At 63.1% G+C, this 18,242-nt stretch carries 14 protein-coding genes; 3 read left to right on the forward strand and 11 right to left on the reverse strand.

Annotated features, from left to right (window positions below; translation table 11 throughout):
- Positions 1-19 precede the first annotated feature (19 nt).
- The 4 genes from M1P90_RS31695 to M1P90_RS31710 form a co-directional block, all read right to left on the reverse strand.
- Positions 20-2,056, reverse strand: a complete 2,037-nt coding sequence (locus tag M1P90_RS31695; protein WP_483699777.1) for a DUF5107 domain-containing protein — start codon at positions 2,054-2,056, stop codon at positions 20-22.
- A gap of 629 nt (positions 2,057-2,685) precedes the next feature.
- Positions 2,686-3,945, reverse strand: a complete 1,260-nt coding sequence (locus tag M1P90_RS31700; protein ID WP_483699778.1) for a Gfo/Idh/MocA family protein — start codon at positions 3,943-3,945, stop codon at positions 2,686-2,688.
- Positions 3,942-5,195, reverse strand: coding sequence for an alpha-L-fucosidase (locus M1P90_RS31705; RefSeq protein ID WP_483699779.1), 1,254 nt, complete (start codon positions 5,193-5,195; stop codon positions 3,942-3,944). The genes M1P90_RS31700 and M1P90_RS31705 overlap by 4 nt, the downstream gene beginning before the upstream one ends.
- Positions 5,196-5,203: 8 nt before the next feature.
- Positions 5,204-6,103, reverse strand: a complete 900-nt coding sequence (locus M1P90_RS31710) for a carbohydrate ABC transporter permease (protein WP_483699780.1) — start codon at positions 6,101-6,103, stop codon at positions 5,204-5,206.
- A gap of 369 nt (positions 6,104-6,472) precedes the next feature.
- On the opposite strand from M1P90_RS31710, the gene M1P90_RS31715 reads away from it, so the two are divergent.
- Positions 6,473-7,453, forward strand: coding sequence for an IS110 family RNA-guided transposase (locus M1P90_RS31715; RefSeq protein WP_483698797.1), 981 nt, complete (start codon positions 6,473-6,475; stop codon positions 7,451-7,453).
- Between the two features lie 49 nt (positions 7,454-7,502).
- Here the strand turns inward: M1P90_RS31715 and M1P90_RS31720 are convergent, their stop codons facing one another.
- The 3 genes from M1P90_RS31720 to M1P90_RS31730 form a co-directional block, all read right to left on the reverse strand.
- Complete coding sequence (locus M1P90_RS31720; RefSeq protein ID WP_483699782.1) at positions 7,503-8,390, reverse strand: carbohydrate ABC transporter permease; 888 nt, start codon at positions 8,388-8,390, stop codon at positions 7,503-7,505.
- A 112-nt stretch (positions 8,391-8,502) separates the two neighbouring features.
- Complete coding sequence (ngcE, locus tag M1P90_RS31725) at positions 8,503-10,044, reverse strand: N-acetylglucosamine/diacetylchitobiose ABC transporter substrate-binding protein (protein ID WP_483699783.1); 1,542 nt, start codon at positions 10,042-10,044, stop codon at positions 8,503-8,505.
- 489 nt (positions 10,045-10,533) lie between these two features.
- Positions 10,534-10,752, reverse strand: a complete 219-nt coding sequence (locus M1P90_RS31730; protein WP_483699785.1) for a hypothetical protein — start codon at positions 10,750-10,752, stop codon at positions 10,534-10,536.
- A gap of 385 nt (positions 10,753-11,137) precedes the next feature.
- Between M1P90_RS31730 and M1P90_RS31735 the strand changes: the two genes are divergently transcribed.
- Together M1P90_RS31735 and M1P90_RS31740 are read left to right on the forward strand one after the other, a co-directional pair.
- Positions 11,138-11,581, forward strand: a complete 444-nt coding sequence (locus M1P90_RS31735; RefSeq protein ID WP_483699786.1) for a hypothetical protein — start codon at positions 11,138-11,140, stop codon at positions 11,579-11,581.
- Positions 11,582-11,943: 362 nt separating this feature from the next.
- Complete coding sequence (locus M1P90_RS31740) at positions 11,944-12,804, forward strand: pyruvate, water dikinase regulatory protein (protein ID WP_483704717.1); 861 nt, start codon at positions 11,944-11,946, stop codon at positions 12,802-12,804.
- 209 nt (positions 12,805-13,013) lie between these two features.
- Here M1P90_RS31740 and M1P90_RS31745 read toward each other — a convergent pair whose 3' ends face one another.
- The 4 genes from M1P90_RS31745 to M1P90_RS31760 form a co-directional block, all read right to left on the reverse strand.
- On the reverse strand, positions 13,014-13,976 hold the full coding sequence (locus tag M1P90_RS31745) for an integron integrase (RefSeq protein WP_483699788.1): 963 nt from the start codon (positions 13,974-13,976) through the stop codon (positions 13,014-13,016).
- A gap of 119 nt (positions 13,977-14,095) precedes the next feature.
- Positions 14,096-15,982 carry a TolB family protein gene (locus M1P90_RS31750; protein WP_483699790.1) on the reverse strand — a complete coding sequence of 629 codons (1,887 nt, stop codon included), beginning with the start codon at positions 15,980-15,982 and terminating at the stop codon, positions 14,096-14,098.
- 63 nt (positions 15,983-16,045) lie between these two features.
- Positions 16,046-16,732 carry a LuxR C-terminal-related transcriptional regulator gene (locus tag M1P90_RS31755; protein ID WP_483699792.1) on the reverse strand — a complete coding sequence of 229 codons (687 nt, stop codon included), beginning with the start codon at positions 16,730-16,732 and terminating at the stop codon, positions 16,046-16,048.
- A gap of 242 nt (positions 16,733-16,974) precedes the next feature.
- Positions 16,975-17,952 (reverse strand): AAA family ATPase, encoded by a 978-nt coding sequence (locus M1P90_RS31760; RefSeq protein WP_483699793.1) that lies wholly within the window; start codon positions 17,950-17,952, stop codon positions 16,975-16,977.
- Between the last annotated feature and the right edge of the window lie 290 nt (positions 17,953-18,242).

Here is an 18,242-nt window from a genome sequence, read left to right on the forward strand (position 1 = left end):
TGCCCCTTCCTGCGCGTGTTCAGGCCAATTTCATGCGATAGTCGATCGATTGCGGCGGCGGGTACCGCTGCGCGGCGGTGGCACGCAGCGCGTCGTCGAGTGGCTGGCCCGACTCGGCGGCCATGCGCCGCGCCCACAGCTCGAACCACAGGTCGGTAAGTTCGGTTTCGCCTTCGCGGATGTCGGCGTATTCGTGCCCCAGCGCCTGCTCCACTTCGTCGAGCTTGCCGAGTGCCAGCGCAATGCGCCCACTCAGGATGCGAATGCGGTCGCGGGCGCGGTAGGCTGCGGGCAAGTGCGTGGCGACGGCGTCAGCTTTCTCGTATTGATCGGCGGCGCAGAGCAGGTATAAGTATTCTTGCGCCAGCGCAGCCGGTATCTGCTCGGCGGCCAGCGCCAGCTCCCATGCGGCAGCGTACAGATCGAGGGCTTCGGCGGCTTGCCCTTCGCGCCCGGCCAGCACCGCGAGGTTGCGGTAGGCCCATGCCGAGGGCGCGCGCGCCACCGATTCGCGCCACGACGCGCCCGCGCCAGCCGGGTCGTCGCTTTCGAGCTGCTGCACGCCCGCATGGAGCAGGGCATACCAGTGGCGTCCGCCCGGTTGCTCCAGGCTGCGCTCGGTCAGCGCGGCCCATTCGGGCTGAGTCATCCACGCGCCGGGCGCGGCAGAAGGTGCATGTTCGGGCAGGCAGCCGTCGCGCAGCAGCGCCAGCCAGGGCGCTTGCTCGGGGCCAAGTGTGTGCGCGGGGAACACAAACGTCGCTGGCACTGCGTTGGCTGTGCCGTCGGCGGCGCGGCGCACAAGCTCAAGCGCGCCCCAACCCGCGCCGTGGTGCAGCAGCTCGTTGGCGGGCGCGTCGGCGCGTGTGCGCGCGGCAGATTCGAAGCTGGCCAGCTGTGCGGGCGAAATCTGCTGCTCGACCGCGCGACCAACCGCCCGCCGCGCCGCGCCCCAGTCGGCGTTGTGCGCGTCGGCGGGGTCGGTTGCCAGCAGCCCGAACGCCTGAGACCAATCCCACGCGCTGTGCGGCGGCATGGGCTGGCTGTGCAGTTGGGTTGGCGCAAGCCCGCCCTGAATTTCGAGGTACGCTTGCCCCGGCTCGGAAAGAAATTCCTGCCAGCGCCGCCCGCCCGTGTGCGTGCCCCAGCAAAACAGCTTGCGGTAGGCCAGCCGTGGCGTCGAGGCTTCGAACAAACCCGCGCCGCCCGCGTCGAGCGCGGCCTGCCAGGGCAGTGCGGCAGCTTCGCACTGGAAAAAGAATTCGTTGGCGAAGGGGAAATTCAGCGCATAGCTGGCGTCGCGGCCGGGCAAACTTGGCAGCTCGGGCATATTGGCCGCGCCAAAACTCAGGTCGCGGAAGTCGTCGAGGTAGATCACCTCGTCGGCAGGGGCGAGCACGCGCGTGCCGGGCGCTTCGGGCACGGCAATATTCGTCCACCAGTACATCCATGCCGGCTGCGCGGACGGATTCACCACGCGTGTGTAGGTGAGCAGCTGCGGCGAGCCGGGCGGCAGGTAACAATCGATCTGCCAGAACACGCTTTTGCAGCGCTCGAACTCGTACATGCGCAGCCCCGGCTCGCCATCCGCGCCACGAATGGCGGCGGCGAACAGTGGGGCGCAGGTGCCGAAGGTGTGGCCGAACTGGCCGATGTTCCACTCAATGCCGCCAGAAAACCAGGCGTTGCGGATGGCGAGGTTGGCGGGCTGAAATACCGGGTTGCGCGCCAGCAGTTCGCGGCCAAGCGGCTTGTGTACCAGCGAGTAAAGCCGCCCGCCCAGCGCGGGCAGGAAGGTTGCGGCCAAAATGTCATTCTCTAGCACAATCGCCGTGAAGGTGAGCGGCTGCCGCGCGCGCCCATAGTCGTCCTGCATGCGGTAGGGCAGCACGCGAAACCCTGCCTGTGCGCCAAAGCCGGCCTGTTTCTCGGGCGCAAGGCCCGGCAGGGCGCGCACGGCCCGATCATGCTGCGGGTCGCGGAAGAAGGGCAGGGGATTTTCTTCGCCAAGCGGCGCGCCGGGCAGCGTCAGGCTCTCGATCCGCAACGCAGTCATTGGGTGCTCCAGCAGAAACGGCGATGTTTTTTCCGACGACCGACCACCGACGAAGGGCGAATGTACCGGCGTGTCGCATACGCTGCGAATGATGAAGGACGAATATGCGGGCGTATCGCATACGCTGCGAAGGACGAAGGGCGAATGTACCGGCGTATCGCATACGCTGCGAATGACGAAGGGCGAACACCACCTTCGGAACTATTTTTTAGCTGGAAAAATGGATTGTGACCACCTTTGGAACCATTTTTCCGTGATCCCCAATGGCCGAACACACCTGCGCAAGCATTGTTTCATCATCCCCAATGGCCGAACAGCAGGTGCGCAAGCATTGTTTCATCATCCCCAATGCTCGAACAGCAGGTGCTCAAGCATTTTTCCGTCATCCCCAATGGTCGAACACACCTGTGCAAGCATTGTTTCGTCATCCCCAATGGTCGAACAGCAGGTGTGCAAGCATTGTTTCGTCATCCCCAATGGTCGAACAGCCGGTTTGCATCCGATCTTGGCCGGGCGAACACAAGGTTCGCCCTTACATCCTGTACGGTCGCAGGTAATGCGCCATGCAATAACGTGCAACCTGCCAACCTTCAAACCTGCAACATTCAAACCTGCACCCCGCAACTGGGCTACACCGCCACCACGCGCCCTTCGTGGCGGGCCTGCTCGGCGGCAAACACCATCAGGTGCGACTCCAGCGTTTCGTCGGGGCCAGAAAGGATCTGCCCCGGGTCGTTGTGCGCCAGCGCGGCCACGAAACTGCGCATCACGCCCTCGTCGCCGCCGCCGTGCCCGGTGAGAATCGTGCCGTCGGTGCTGGTGTTTACGTCGATGGTTTCGCTTGTGCCCGTGCGAAAGTCGTCGATGCGGATCTGCGCGCCATCGCCATAGATCTCGCCGTGCGTGCCAAACAGGCGCGTTTCGCGGTCGCGCCCACGGGTGAAGGCGGTCATGGTGAAGTTGGCGGTTGCACCATCCTCAAACTGCATGTTCACCACCTGATGATCGACCACATCGTTGTCGCAGGCGTAGACACAGCGCCCGTATGGCCCGTCGCGCAGCGCGGCCAGCACGCCCGCCTCGGTGCGGTCGTCGGTGATCACATCCACCGGCCAGCCCGTGTTGCCTTCGCGCACGCGCCCCAGGTAGAAACGTGGCGCGGAGTAGGGGCATTCGGCCTCAACTGCGCAGTCGAGGCAGCGGTCGGCCGCGCCCGCCGGGCGTTGGTCGGCGCGGAAGTGGCGCAAACTGCCAAATGAGCTGACCTGCGTGCAGCGCCGGCCCATGATGTAGCGGATCCAGTCGAGGTCGTGGCACGATTTTGCCAGCAGCATGGGCGACGACATGGCTTCGTTGCGCCAGTTACCGCGCACAAACGAGTGCGCCTGGTGCCAGTAGCCCACCGGCTCAAGGTGCTGCATGCTCACGATTGTGCCAATGCGCCCGGCATCGAGCAGGCGTTTGAGCGCCTGGGTGTAGCGGGTATAGCGCATGACGTGGCACACGGCCAGGATCACGTTGTTGCGCTTCACGGCGGCCACAATCTGGCGGCATTCTTCGGCGCTGGGGGCCATGGGTTTTTCCAGCAGAATGTGGTAGCCGCGCTCGGCAAAGGCAATCGCCATCTCAGCGTGCATGGCATCCTGCGTGGAAATGATCACCCCATCGGCAAGGCGCGGCCGTTCGGCCAGCTCGCGCCAGTCGCGCACCACATTCTCAGCAGGAAGATCGTGCAGGTTGTCGAGCCGCTCGCGCTGGAAATCGCGCGGTTCGGCCACGCCAACGATCCGCGCAGCGGCCGGGTAGTGCTCGGCGAAGCGCGCATACTGCGAGCCACGGCTGCCCGCGCCCAGCACCAGCAGCCTCACCGGCGCAGACGTGTTCGTCATGCTGCCCCCGCTTCTGTTGCGCTCAGCACCACCACGGTGGCGAGCGGGTCGCGCCCTGCGTGTGGCAGCGTGATCGTGAGCGTGTTGCCCTCGCGGGCCAGTTCGGCGGGCGCGTTGTCGGGCAGAATGGCGGCGTGCGCGAGTTCGGGCGGCACGTCATGGAGCGTCACGCGGTCGGCGTCATTCAACACCACCACATACTGCGTGTCGCCCTTGCGCGTGCTGACGGCATCGGCGCTGGGGGCGAGTGTGCCGGCGCTTGTGCCATAGATCGCCCGGCCATTGCGCGCCAGCCACGCGCCCACCGCGCGCAGCTCGGCGGCGTGCTCAGGCACGATCTCGCCCTGCGGCGTTGGCCCGACATTCAGCAGAAGGTTTGCGCCCGCGCTGGCGGCGCGTGCCAGCGTCACAACAAGCTGCCGCGCCGGCTTCAGGCCCGCGTCGGTACTGTGGTAGCCCCAGTTCTTGTTGATCGTCATGCACACTTCCAGCGGCATACCCGCCGCCGGCTTGGTGACGTTGAAGCCGGCCGAGTTCTGGCCCGGCAGATCCTGCTCGAAGCCCTGTATGTCTTCGCCGGGAAGCGGCACCTCGTGGCGATTGTTGATCACCACCGCATTGGGCTGGAGCGTGTGGATCATGTCGTAGAGCTGGCCGTACTCAAACGAGCCGCCGGGCAGGAAGTATTGGTTGCTGTCGTTGGCCTCATGGTGCGGCCAGTCGCCGTCGAACCAGACGCATGCCAGCTCGCCATAGTTGGTGCACAGCTCGCGCACCTGCCCGTGGAGAAAGGCAAGATAATCGTCCCATGTCTGCCCGGTTGCTTCGCGGAAGCGGTAGGCCGGGTGCCGCCAGTCGAGCAGCGACACATAAAAGCCCAGCTTCACGCCCTCGGCGGCGCATGCGTCGGCCAGCTCGCGGATGGGGTCGCGCCCGAACGGCGTGTTGGTGATTTTGTAGTCGCTCAGCGCGGTGTCATACATGCTAAAGCCGTCGTGGTGGCGGCTGGTAATCACCATGTAGCGCTGCCCGGCGTCGGCGGCCAGCTTGGCCCAGGCGCGCGCGTCGAACGCGGTGGGGTTGAACTGCCCGGCCAGCCGGGCATATTCGGGCGGCGCGATACTTTCGTGATGCATCACCCACTCGCCACGCGCCAGCAGGGCATATAATCCCCAGTGGATGAACATGCCAAAGCGCGCATCCTGGAACCATGCCAGCCCCTCGGGCGATACCTGCTTCTGTGCTTCCATTGTGAAGCTTACCCCTTGACCGCGCCGGCGGTCATACCCTTCTCGATCCGGTCGTTGAAAATCAGGTAGACCAGCAGCGTCGGGATCATCACAATCGTCACCGCCGCAAACAGGCCGCTCCAGTCGCTGCCATAGAACTGCTTCGCCTGCAAATAGTACAGACCCTGCGACAGCACATAATGTGTGTTGCCGGTCTCGTTCGTGATCATCAGGGTGTTGGGCAGAATGTACTGATTCCACTGCCCGAGGAAGTTGAAGATGCCCATGGTGATCAGGCCGGGCTTGGCGAGCGGCAGGTACACGCGGAAAAAGATATCGTACTGGCTTGCGCCGTCGATCAGCGCGGCCTCACCCAGCTCGCGCGGCAGTGTGCGGAAGAAGCTGATCAGGAAAAAGATCGTGAATGAGAGCGAAAAGGCGACATACACCAGAATAAGACCCTGGTAGGTGTCGAACAGCTGGAGTTTCTGTGTCACGAAGTAGAGCGGCACCAGCGCAAGAAACAGCGGGAAGATCATGCCGACCAGAAACAGGTTGGTGATAAACGCCCGCCCGCGAAACTCAAAGCGCGCCAGCACATACGCTGCCATTGAGGACAGCAGCAGCGTGAGAAACAGCGAGGGAATGACGATGATCAGCGTGTTGACAAAATACTCGCCCAGGCGTGCCGTGGTCCATGCGCGCGCAAAATTATCGAGAATTGGCGTGGCAGGCAGCGCCCACGGGCTGAAAAAGATTTCCTGATCGGTTTTGAACGCAGTCATGATCGCCCAGAGCATGGGGAAAATGACGATAATCGCCCAGACCCCCAGGATGAGATAGATCGCAAGCTTCGCCAGCAGGGCGAGCGGGCTGCGCGACCGCGTGGCGGCGACCTCCGTGGTAGGCTGGCTGGTGGCAGTTGCCATGGCTACTTCCTTTCACACGCGGGTTTCGTACCAATACCTTTCAAATAACCACCAAGACACCAAGACACCAAGTTTTGTAGCTTTCTAAAACCCTCCGTGCCTCTGTGTCTTGTCTAAAAAGCCGCCAAGTGGGGCGGGTCAACAAAAGACCAATGAAGGCTCGCAGAAGTGGCTTGGCTCTGCTATCCTATGCCTTGATGCATCTCAAGGCCGCAAAAGACCGATGCGCTCGACGCTGTCACAGAGAATGGCTTTCGATGCATCGTATCGCTTGTTTCACAAGACCGTGTAAGATCCCAGTGCCCACGAGCACGTAGCCTCAAGACTGGTCCGAAACAAGCTCCTTTTCTTGTCCTTTGGAGAGCTATCATGCACATTCTCGGCATTGACCTCGCCAAACTCACCTTCGATGTCACCCTGCTGCGTGAGGGTGGCGACCGTCGCCACAAGCAGTTTCCGAACACCTCCGCTGGTTTTGAGCAGCTCCAGCAGTGGCTTCGCTCCCAGCACATTGAGCACGTGCATGCCTGTATGGAGGCAACCAATGTCTATTGGGAAGCGCTGGCTGCCTTCCTCGCCGATGCTCAGCACATCGTCAGTGTGGTTAACCCTGCCCGTATCAAGGGTTTTGCCCAAAGCCAGATGATGCGCACCAAGACCGACAAACAGGATAGCCGCATCATTGCGTTGTTCTGCTTGCAATGCCAGCCCGAAGCCTGGACACCACCCTCTGCCGCCCAGCGCCGCTTGCGTGCGCTCACACGCCATCGCGACGACTTGCTCCAAACGCGCACGCAACTGTCCAATCGCTTGGGCGATACCAGCGACACGGTGGTGCGCACGTCGCTTGAAACGGTTCTGGCAAGCGTAGAGGAGCAGATCACAAGCGTCGAGGCACAACTCAAACAGCATCTCAAAGACGAGCGTGACCTGGGCGAGCAAGCTGCGCTTCTCACGGCGATTGTCGGAATAGGTACAATCACTGCCGCTAAGTTGCTGGGGGAGTTCTGCGATATCGACGCGTATACATCGGCCAAGGCGCTGGCGGCAGACGCGGGAGTAACACCGGCGCAGCACGAATCGGGAACGAGTGTGCGGCGGCGAACACACCTCTCGAAAGTGGGCAAGGCGAGCGTGCGAGCGGCGCTGTACTGGCCGGCAATTGTGGCGATGCGACGATGCGAAGGGTTCAAGGCGTTTGCGGAACGGCTGGCAGCGCGCGGCAAAGCCAAGGGTGTGATCATCGGTGCGGTGATGCGCAAGTTGTTGCACGTGGTCTATGGTGTACTCAAGCATAAAACGCCCTTTGACCCAAACAAAGTCCTTGGCCCGACCCGTTCTTCAACGTAATATCTCTGTGGTTAACGTTCCTCTCGTCCGTATTTGAATGGTATTGGGTTTAGTACTCAAGTGTTTCGCGCGCGGTGAAGCGCAGGCTCAGCACCGACAGAACGAACACCAGCAGCAGCAGCACCAGCCCCATTGCGGTGGCATAGCCAAACTGCCCATCGCTAAAGGCCGTCTGGTACAGGTAGGTGGGCACCACATCGGCGGCGCGGCTTGGCCCGCCGCTGCCATTCGTCATCACCTGCACCTGCGCGAACAGATCCATCGCGCCAATCGCCAGGAACACAATCGCGGTGCGAATGGTGTCCCACAGCAGCGGCACAGTGACGCTCCAGAACTTTACCCACGATGTTGCGCCGTCGATCTCGGCAGCCTCGTAGTATTCGGGTGGAATGCCCTGCATACCCGCGACGAACAGCACCATATAGAAGCCAACCGACTGCCAGACCACCATTGCCAGCACCGCGCCAAACACCGTGCCGCGGTCGCCCAGCCAGGGGAAGCTGGCAAACTGCGACAGGCCAATGCCGGTGAGGAAGCCATTGAGCAGGCCGATGGTCGGGTGGTAGATAAAGCTCCACAGCACCGCGATCACCACCACCGACATGACCTGCGGGAAAAAGAAGGCGACGCGGAAAAAGCGCGCCCATGTGATGCCCTGCGTGAACAGAAAGGCGAAGAACAGGCCGAGGCCAATGATAACAGGGGGCAGCACCACCAGCGCGATGCCGTTATGGCGCAGCGCATTCCAGAACTTTTCGTCGCCGTAGAGCTTGATGAAGTTGTTGACGCCGTTAAAGCGAATATTTGCCGACAGGCCGCTCCAGCGCGTAAACGCAAACACCAGCGCCGACAGGTAGGGGACCAGCACAAAGGTGGTGTAGAGCAGCAGTGGCAGGGCCAGGAACGAGACGATCAGGCCGTTTTTGCCCCGGTTCATACGCAAATCCCTCCGCGTGGTAGAGAAGCAGTATGCAGCTGGCACATGGCAGCTGGCGGCCAGAACGACCGCCCACTGCGCGCTGCCAACTGCATACTACAACAAATTGCCGTTAGCGGTTGAACTTCTTGATGTCGGGGTCGGCCGCGACCTCGTCGGCCTTCTTCTGCATGATGCTGATGAACTCGTCGGGCTTGATCACGCCCGTCATCAACTCGCCAGTGCGCTGGTCAATTTCCTTGTTCATCGCGCTGTACCAGTTGGTGAAGTTCATGTTGATCGCCACGCCCTTGGAGCCTTCCGCCAGCGCGACGCCAGCCTTCATGCCTTCCGAAAGCTTGGCACCTTCGGTGCCGCCGGTCACTGGCATGATCGCGCGCACGTTCTCAGCGAAGTACTTGGCCGAGTCCTTCGAGAGCAGGGCGCGCAGGTATTCCATACCGCCAGCGGTGTTCTTGCCCTTGGCCGGGACGATATAGGTTTCGCCGCCGTTGGCGTTCACGGCGTTCTGATCGCCCTTGCCGTCGGCGTAGCCGGGGATGTTCGCCACGGTCATGTTGAAGTCGGCCGGGGTGGTCGTCTTCATTTCGTTCTCGAGCCAGTTGCCGCAGGGGATGAACACGGCCTTGCCCTTCAGCCACTCGGTCTGCGACTCCGTGTGCGTCAGGCCGGCGGTGCCGTCCATGATGTAGCCCTTGTCCCACAGCTGGTAGAGGTCTTCGGTGGCGCGCTTGATCGCCGGGTCGCTCCACGCATTCGGCTCAAGGTTGTCGAGCTTCTTGATGACGTCGTCGCCGCCAGCGTAGTAGACCAGCATGTTCCACACAATACCCCAGATGTAGTAGGGGTACTTGCCCTGGTAGGTCCACGGCGACTGCTTGCCGTCCTTCTTGATCTGCTCGCACAGCGCCAGCATGTCGGCCCAGGTCTTCGGGTAGGTGTAACCAGCCGCTTCGAAGGCGGGCTTGGAGTACCAGATGCCCGAGATGGTGTAGGCGATGTTGATGCCGTACTGCTTGCCGCCGAAGATCGCGCTGGTCTGCGAGCCGGGGAAGAGCGTGTCGCCAAAGGTCTTGCCAGCAGTGTCCCAGGCCGGCGCGGCCAGCAATGGCGCCAGGTCGAGCAGCTGATCTTCGGCCACCAGGTCGGCCATGGGGATCAGGCCCGCGCCCGAGTTGTCGATCACATCCGGCGGGGTGCCGGCCACAAAGCGCGGCTGGAGCTGCTCTTGCACCTTCTGGATGCTCTGGATCTTGACAGTGGTGCCCGAGTGCGCCTTCTCGACGAGCTGGCCGGCGTACTTGATGTAGTCGTCGCCGAAGCCGCCTGCGAAGAACACGCCATCGACCTCGCCCGCCGCCAGGTTGAACGGGTTGCCAACGTCGGCCGCGCCACCGGCAGCGGCAGCGGCAGTTGGCGCCTCGGCCATTGCGGCGGTGGGGGCTTCTGCCATCGCCGCGGTAGGAGCCTCGGCCATCGCAGCGGTAGGCGCTGCCGCCATTGCGGTGGGCGCTTCGGCGGCGGGGGCAGCAGTGGGCGTGGCAGCCGTGCCGCCGCCACAGGCCGCGAGAATGGACGCGACGATCGCGCTGCCGCCGGAGAAGGCAGTGACCTTGAGGAATTTGCGCCGGGAAATCTGTTCGCTTGAGGACATGAGCAACACCCTTTCTGTGAGCATGACCGATCAAACGCCACATATGGGGAACCACACATAGCAGCGCGGGGCGCTGGGTGTGGGCGGACGACGTGGTCGTGGCTGGCGTGCTCCTTTCCTGTGGATTTGCGATCCGAAGGCGGGCTGCGCTGCCGGGTTGTGCCGCTGCGGGGTGCCTGAGTGTGCGCGCCGGCCTGGCACGCTGCGGGTATGATCGCGCACGATTGCTGCACGATCAATCACAAAGCGTCATGATTTGGTGAAAAGATGATTGATTACGGCGTGATGGTAGCACGATGTTGCGCGTTTGTCAAGCGAGGATTAACTGCCGCGCACTGCGCTTGAGGATTGAGGCTGGGGAGGAAAGTGGAGTTTGTTGACGGAAACGTTGATGATTATTCGTGACAACTTATGATTGTTTTTCCGATAAAGCGCGCAGCACTGTTTCTTTGGCCAGTCGCGCCCGCCGCCATGGGCAGAACAGCGCGATCATGCCTTTGCTCCTTCGGAGCCAGGGCGTTCGGCCGCGCGCACCCGCACCTCGATCACAGGCACGTTCAGCACGTCGAACACAAACGTGAACAGATCGTCGTACAGCTCGCTGGCGCGCTCGGCGGCGTCGGCTGGCAGCTCGATGGTGGCGCGGGAATGAGCGGCGTCGGTGGAAATGGTGAGGGTGAGCGAGCGCGGGCGATTGACGATCATCATTGGGAGGCTCCTGCGATGCGGTATGCACGCTTGCGCCGGCCATGTTGCAAGCAGTTCGTTTCCGTGGGCACAGACTAGCACGCAGAAATCCCGGCGTCATGAGGCAGCAATCCCGATCACGTCGGGAACCTGTTCGTGGATTGCATTTTTATATAAGCACTAAGTACTTTGGAAAATAGGTTATTTCATACAACGGGCAAGCTTCCAGGAAGCTTATCTGGTTATCAGGTTGAAAGAAAACTGGCCTGAGCTTCCTGGAAGCTGAGTACAAGGAAACTTAAAGGTACCAGGAATCGCATTATATTCCTGGTGCCTTTGCTTCCAATTCGCAGCTGATGGCTGCGGTAGAATACGGCTGGAATCGTTGCGAACTGTGGAGATGCCCATGCCAAATGACGATGCCGCGCTGGTCGAGTCGTGGCGGCCCGCCTTTGCGGCGCTGTATGCGCGCGATGCGCAGAACGCCCGCCGCCAGCCGTTTGAGGAATACTGGCGCTGGGTGCAAACCTGCCTGCTGGAGGGCGGCGCGGGCAACCCCGGCTGGCTGGCCCAGCGCGCCACGCTGCTCGCCCGCGTGCGCGACGCCGAAGCCCGCGCCCGGCTGGCGCCCCTGCTCGAAACGCTTGGCCGCGCCATCGCTGGCGAGTGGGCCAAAGACAGCGCGACCCGCCGCATTCACTCGACTTTTTTGCAGGGCCGGCCCAACCTCATGAGCTGGGGCCGCGCACTCGAAACAGCCGCCCGCCGCGACACGGGCGATGGGCAGGCGATCGAGGCGGTGGTGCGCGCCATTCAGGCCGAGCTGGATGCGCTGTTCGGCATGAATTAGTGCACACTGAGGAAGTCTGGTTTCGGTTCTGCGGTTCTGTAGCAGCTGAACTGCAGAACCACAGAACCATGGAACCGTGACCAGAAAGCTATTCCTGAAGCGTGCCATTTGTGGGCCAAGGGCAACCCCGCGTTGCGGTTTTGCTACGGCCATTCTACCCACGAATGCTAGAGTGTGCGCAGCGGTGCAGAGCCATGTCAAAGGTGGAATGGGAAGCGAGATTTATCCACAGATTACGCAGATTCCACAGATTAGAAATTTTCATATCTGTGGAATCTGCGTAATCTGTGGATGGATTTTGGGACTTTGACGTAGCCCTGACAGCGATACGAAATACAGGCATAAAGAGGTGCGCCATGGAACTGTGCGAACGGCCAAATCAGGATCTTGCGCCGATCTTCATCATCTCGGGCGGGGCGGGCGCGCTGGGCAAGCACCTTGCGCGCGTGGCGCTCTCGCAGTTCCCCGGCTGCTGCCCGGAAGTGATTGTGGTGCCACAGATCGGCAGCGTCGCGCAGCTTGGCGAAGCGATTGAGCAGGCGGCTGCGCGCGGCGGCACGATCATCCACACCATGGTCGAGCCGCACCTGCGCGCCGCGCTGACCGAGCAGGCCGCTGCGCGCAACATCCCCACAATCGACACGGTTGGCGGCGCGTTGGCGCAACTTGCGCAGCAGTTCGGGCGCGCGCCGCTTGGGCAGCCCGGCCTCTACCAGGGGCAGGACGACGCCTACCTTGAGCGGATCAAGGCGATTGAGTACACCGTCGACCACGACGACGGCCGCAGCCCGACGCACCTCGACCAGGCTGACGTGGTGCTGACGGGCGTGTCGCGCGTGGGCAAGACGCCGCTGAGCATCTACCTCTCGGTGCTGGGCTGGAAGGTGGCGAATGTGCCGCTGGTGCGCGAGGTTCCGCCGCCGGCTGAATTGTTTGAAGTCGACCGGCGGCGCGTTGTGGGCCTGACCATCGACGTAGACATTCTGATGCAGCACCGCCGCTGGCGGCAGAGCAATTTCGCGGGCATGGGTGGGCGCAGCTATTCCGACCCCGAGAAACTGTATGAGGAGATCGAGCATGCGCGGCGCGTGTTCCGCAAGGGCGGCTTCGCGGTGATCAACGTGACGAACAAGCCGATCGAGGAAAGCGCCGATCAGGTGATCGCGCTGATCAGCCGCTCGTTCGAGCACCGGCTGCATGTGCCGGCGCTGATTGCACGCTAGCGCGCAATCAGCGCGGGGATAGGGGATAGGGGTTAGGGTTTGGTCATTACAATGTGGAAATTCTCTCCTGATTTCCGCATCGCTTTTTGGATAATGCACCAGACAATCTGTGCAAGTCATGTTTTATCCACAGATTACGCAGATGGCACAGAAACGGCTTGCTGAAGCAAAAAAGCAATCTGCGCCATCTAGTGGATGTTGATTCTGTGCTACATATCGAGCGGGCTGCGCACACCGTGCCCGCCGCGGTTGAGCACGTGCGTGTAGATCATGGTGGTTTTCACATCGCGGTGACCCAGGAGCTCCTGCACGGTGCGGATGTCGTAGCCATTTTCGAGCAGGTGGGTGGCAAAGCTGTGCCGGAAGGTGTGGCAGCTGGCCGGCTTGGTGATACCTGCCGCGCGCACGGCATTGTGCACGGCACTTTGCAGCATGCGCTCGTCGCGGTGGTGGCGGCGCTGGACATTGCTGCGTGGGTCGAGCGAAAGCCGGTCGGCTGGGAACAAATACTGCCAGCCCAGCTCGCGCTCGGCGTTGGGGTATTTGCGCTCCAGCGCGAAGGGCAGATAGACCGCACCAAAGCCGCGCCGCAGGTCGTCGGCGTGCAGGTGGCGCACCAGGAAGATCTGGTCGCGCAGCGCGGGCCCAAGCGTGTCGGGCAGCATGGTCAGCCGGTCGCGCATGCCTTTGCCGTCGCGCACGGTCACCTGCCGCTGCTCGAAGTCGATGTCTTTCACGCGCAGGCGCATGCACTCCATCAGGCGCAGCCCGCTGCCGTAGAGCATCTGGCCCATCAGGCGCTGCGTGCCGGCCAGCTGGTCGAGCACGGCGCGAACCTCGTCGCGCGTGAGCACCGTGGGCAGGCGGCGGGGTGCTTTCGCGGCCACCACGTCGCCGGGCGCTTCAATCTTGATATTCAGTACGTCGCGATATAAAAACAATAGCGCACTGCGCGCCTGGTTCTGCGTTGACGCAGCGACGTTGAGATCGACTGCCAGATGCGTCAGAAACGCGCCGATCGCGTCGAGGCCAAGCTCGCGCGGGTGCCTGAGCTTGTGGAAGCGAATGTAGCGCGCGATCCAGTCGACATAGGTGTCTTCGGTGCGGCGCGAGTAGTGTTTGCTGCGGATGACGGCGCGCACCTGGTCGAGCAGGCGAGATTGTGGCGGCATGGCTTTCTACCCGAAATCGTGTACGATGCGAGTAGTATAGCACAGGTGTGTGGGTTTGTCACGCACAAAAAAGTGGCCGCCGGATCGTTCCGTCGGCCACAGTGCTGGTTGGGGCGGGTTTAGCGCGCCAGCCCGCTGATTGCGGCGGGCGCGTCGGCCAGTTTGGTGCGCTGGCCGTTGCCGCCAATGTCCCAAAACCACAGCGCGCTCGGGCCGCTGCCGGGAGCGAGTGGGCCGCGCGGGCCAGCGGCGGCGTTTTGCTGCGTCACATAGGCCAGGCCAGTGCCAACCGTTTGTGCCGCGCCAAAGCCGCCAAGCGTGGTGCCCGCCGCCAGCGTGCGGTCGTCGCCGGTTTTGGCGGAAAGGGCGTGGAGCGTGTAGCTCTGCGCGGCGGTGCTTTCGCAGGCGCTGGTCAGGTAGAACAGCGTGCCGTCGCTGCCCCAGGCCAGTGGCCGGCTCCAGAACGCGCTTGTGACGGGCGGGATGACGTTTGCGGTGGGCGTGGGCGTGGCCTGGCTGCCCGACTGCGGCGTTGGCGTGGGCTGCGCGCCGGGGAGTTGCAGCGCCTTGCCATCCGGCCCAAGCAGCAGCAGGTCTGCGCCGCCCTGCACGCGCAGGCCCTCAACGGCGATGGCGCTGCCGTCGGGCGCGGCCAGCGGGCGGCCCAGGCTGGCGTAGGTGCTGCCGCGCTGAATCTCGCCGCCAATCTCGCGCTCGGCGCCGTCGGCGCTATGCGTGAACAGCGTGCTGCGGCCATCCTCGGCGCGCGCGGCATAAACCAAACGGCCTGCGCCAAGCCACTGCGGCGCGAAACGGCTCCACTCGTCGCTGGCGGGAGTGACGCGCTGCTCGCCGCTGCCATCGGCCCCAACCGTCCAGATGCTCAGGCGCGGCGGGTTTGCGCCAGTTTCATCGACCGTCAGCGCGATGGTCTTGCCGTCGGGCGAAAATGTCGGGTCGTCGCACGATTGGCTTTGCAGGGGGATGGATTGCAGGTTCTTGCCATCCGCGCCCAGCACCCACAGCGTGCGCGGGGCCACACGGTCGCCCACATCCGCGCCGGGCGCAACCGCGCAGAAAGCGATCTGGCTGCTGCTGGCGGCCAGCGCGCTTATGTCGCCAAACTGGTCGTTGCGCTGGTCTTTGGTGAGGTTCGTGGCCGTGTCGCCATCGAACTTCCAGGCGTCGCCACCCTGGATGTAGAACAAGGGCGCGCTCGGCTTAGTGTCGCTGGTGGCGGGCAGGCCCAGCATGTCGTTATTTGCGGCCGGCGCGCCACTCTTCGCCACATCGAGCACCAGGCGCAGCGGGCTGGTTTCGAGCTTCAGGCGGAAAGGCTGCGGCTGATCCATACCAAACGCCAGCGTCGCACCTGCGTCGCCAGTGGCCGCGCGCAGCTCGAGGCTTTTCAGCACGGTGGTGCCAGAAAGCGCCAGCGTCGGGCTGATCGTCGTGGCGGAAAAGCCATCGTCGTGCAGCCAGCCGCCCATGTCGACCAGCAGCGTGTAGGGCGCGACCGTGCCGGGCGCTGCGCCCGTGTCGTCGGCAGCGCTGACGCAGCTGGCTTCTGCATGGGGCGCAGCCGAGTCGCCGGGCGCGCTCAGGCCGATTGTGACGCGCTCGAAGGCCGGCTCCAGCGTGGTAGTAATCGCCGTGATGCGCGCCGAGAAGCGCCCGCCATCGGCTGCGCCGGCCCCCTGCGCGCACAGGCTAAAGCCCGCCAGCGCCGGATTGGGCGTTGCGGTGGGCGGCAGCGGCGTGAGCGTCGCGCTGGGCGGCGGTGATGTGGGCGTTGCGCTGGGCGCAGTTGTGGCCGTAGGCGACGGCCCGGTGGTTGGCGTGAGTGTGTTGGTGGGAACATTCGTGGCCGTGGCCGATGGCGTGGTCGCCTCAAGCGTCTGGCGGGTTTTGATCTGTTCCTGCTCGGCGATCGACTGCTGCTCGCAGCCGGTGGCGAACAGCAGCGCGAGGCTTGCGAGCGCCATGGACAGATGATAACGATTCATACAGTACGCAGAAAGCAGCTGCCCCGCGCCGGCGAAGCGAGCCGGCGGCAGGGGCGGCTGCGGCTAATCCCCCGGCAGCACAACCTTGATCCAGCCGCGCCGCATTGCATACACCACGGCCTGGGTGCGGTCGTTCACCGCCAGCTTGCGCAGAATGGAGGACACATGGTTCTTCACCGTCTGGTTGCTGATATCGAGCTGCAGCGCGATTTCCTTGTTGGTGCGCCCGGCCGCGACCAGATCGAGCACTTGCAGCTCGCGCGGGGAAAGTGGCGAATAAATGCTCTGGGTTTCTTCGTCGACGGCCATCTGGCGGAAGGCCATCAGCACCTGCGCGGCCACGTCGGGCAGCGACAGCACCAGATCGTTGATCGGGTACTCGCCCATGCGCACCTGCTTGATCACGCGCAGCAGCTTGTCGGGCGCGACATTGCGCGGCTGGTAGGCGGCCACGCCGGCCCGAATGGCCTTGACGACCTGCTGCCCATCCATCGAGGCGCTGATCAGAATAATGCCAACGTGCGGGTGCGAGCGCTTGATTGCGCGGGCGACCTCCAGCCCGTTCACGCCGGGCAGGTCGGTCTCCATCAGCACCATATCGGGCTCGGTATAATCAACAAGCTGGATCGCCTGCTGGCCGTTGCTTGCTTCGCCCACGATCCGATAATCGGGCGAGTTGGCCAGAAAATGGCGCATCCCCTCACGAAAGATCGTGTGGGCGTGCACAAGGACGATTGAGATTACGCTCACGTCCACCTCCTGACCATTCGCCTGCGATGCCAAGCCCGGGGTTTGCAATGCCTGGATGGAAACGAAACCGGCTTCCTGCGGGTGAGCGTAAAGCAATGCGGCAACAAACACTCAATAGTTTGTGCGCCTGCGCGCCGGGCTAACCCTCATCGGAAACAGGCTGAAGTATTTTCGTGCGGCGAAGATTGCCGCCATTATACTTGATGAGAAGGCTTTACACAAGCCTTTTCGCTCCGGCGTGCCTAACGCGCCGCCGCTGCGTTGCGCTCGAAGCGGCCAGCCCGCGCGCCCGGCACTGCCACAGCATTCAGAATATCGTTCATAACGACCTGCGCGGTGACGTTGCGAATGCGCGCGGCCGGGCTGATGATCAGGCGGTGGCCGAGCACTGGCGTCGCCAGCAGCTTGACATCATCGGGAATGACATAATCGCGCCCGCTGAGTGCGGCCTGCGCCTGCGCGGTGCGATACAGCGCCAGCGAGCCGCGCGCGCTTGCGCCGAGATAGACATCCTCGTGGTGGCGGGTGGCAGTGGCCAGCCCAACGATATATTCTTCGATCAGCTCGTCGACATAAATCTCTTTGATCTGCTCTTGCAGCTCAAGCAGCCGGTCGGCACCAATGATCTGCTCCACCGCATCGAGCGGGTGGCTTTGCCGCTGGCGGCGCAGAATGGCGATCTCGTCCATCTTCTCGGGGTAGCCCAGGTTCACGCGCAGCAGAAAGCGATCGAGCTGGGCTTCGGGCAGCGGAAAGGTGCCTTCATACTCAATCGGGTTCTGGGTGGCCAGCACGATAAACGGCTTGGGCAAGGCATAGGTCGTGCCGTCGACGGTGATCTGGCGCTCTTCCATCGCTTCGAGCAGCGAGCTTTGCGTTTTGGGCGTGGCGCGGTTGATCTCGTCGGCCAGCACGATCTGGGCGATCACCGGGCCGGGGCGGAACTCGAACTCACGCGACTGCTGGTTGAAGATCGAGATGCCGGTGACATCCGAGGGCAGCAGGTCGGGCGTGAACTGGATGCGCTTGAAGGTGCAGCCAATTGAGCGCGCGATGGTTTTTGCCAGGGTGGTTTTGCCGGTGCCCGGCACATCTTCCAGCAGCACGTGGCCCTTGCAGAGCAGCGCAATCAGCACCAGCTCGACGGCCTTGCGCTTCCCCACAATAACCTGCTCCACATTGGCGGCCACGCGCTCGACCGCCTGCTTGATATCCTCCATACAGCCCCTTGTTATCTTCTGGCGCGCATCAAACGCTGATGCACCGCGGCAGTATACCACATGAAGCGTGGCCGGGGCATGTCGCACCTGTGGCTCAGCCTTCTTGAAGCAGGGCGCGGATGAACGCAGCAAACGCGGACGGATGGCTTTGTGCTGGACAGTTCCGTGTTCTCCGCGTCCCATGTGTTCTAAATCCACTCTGGTTTGCGCCCCCTGCCGCCCTCTGCTACAATCGGTGCTTCTTCACACCTTCCCCGATGGCGCTGCCGGCGCCCTGGCCGCGCCGCCGC

The sequence above is a fragment of the Kouleothrix sp. 19917 genome (genome assembly GCF_057073505.1).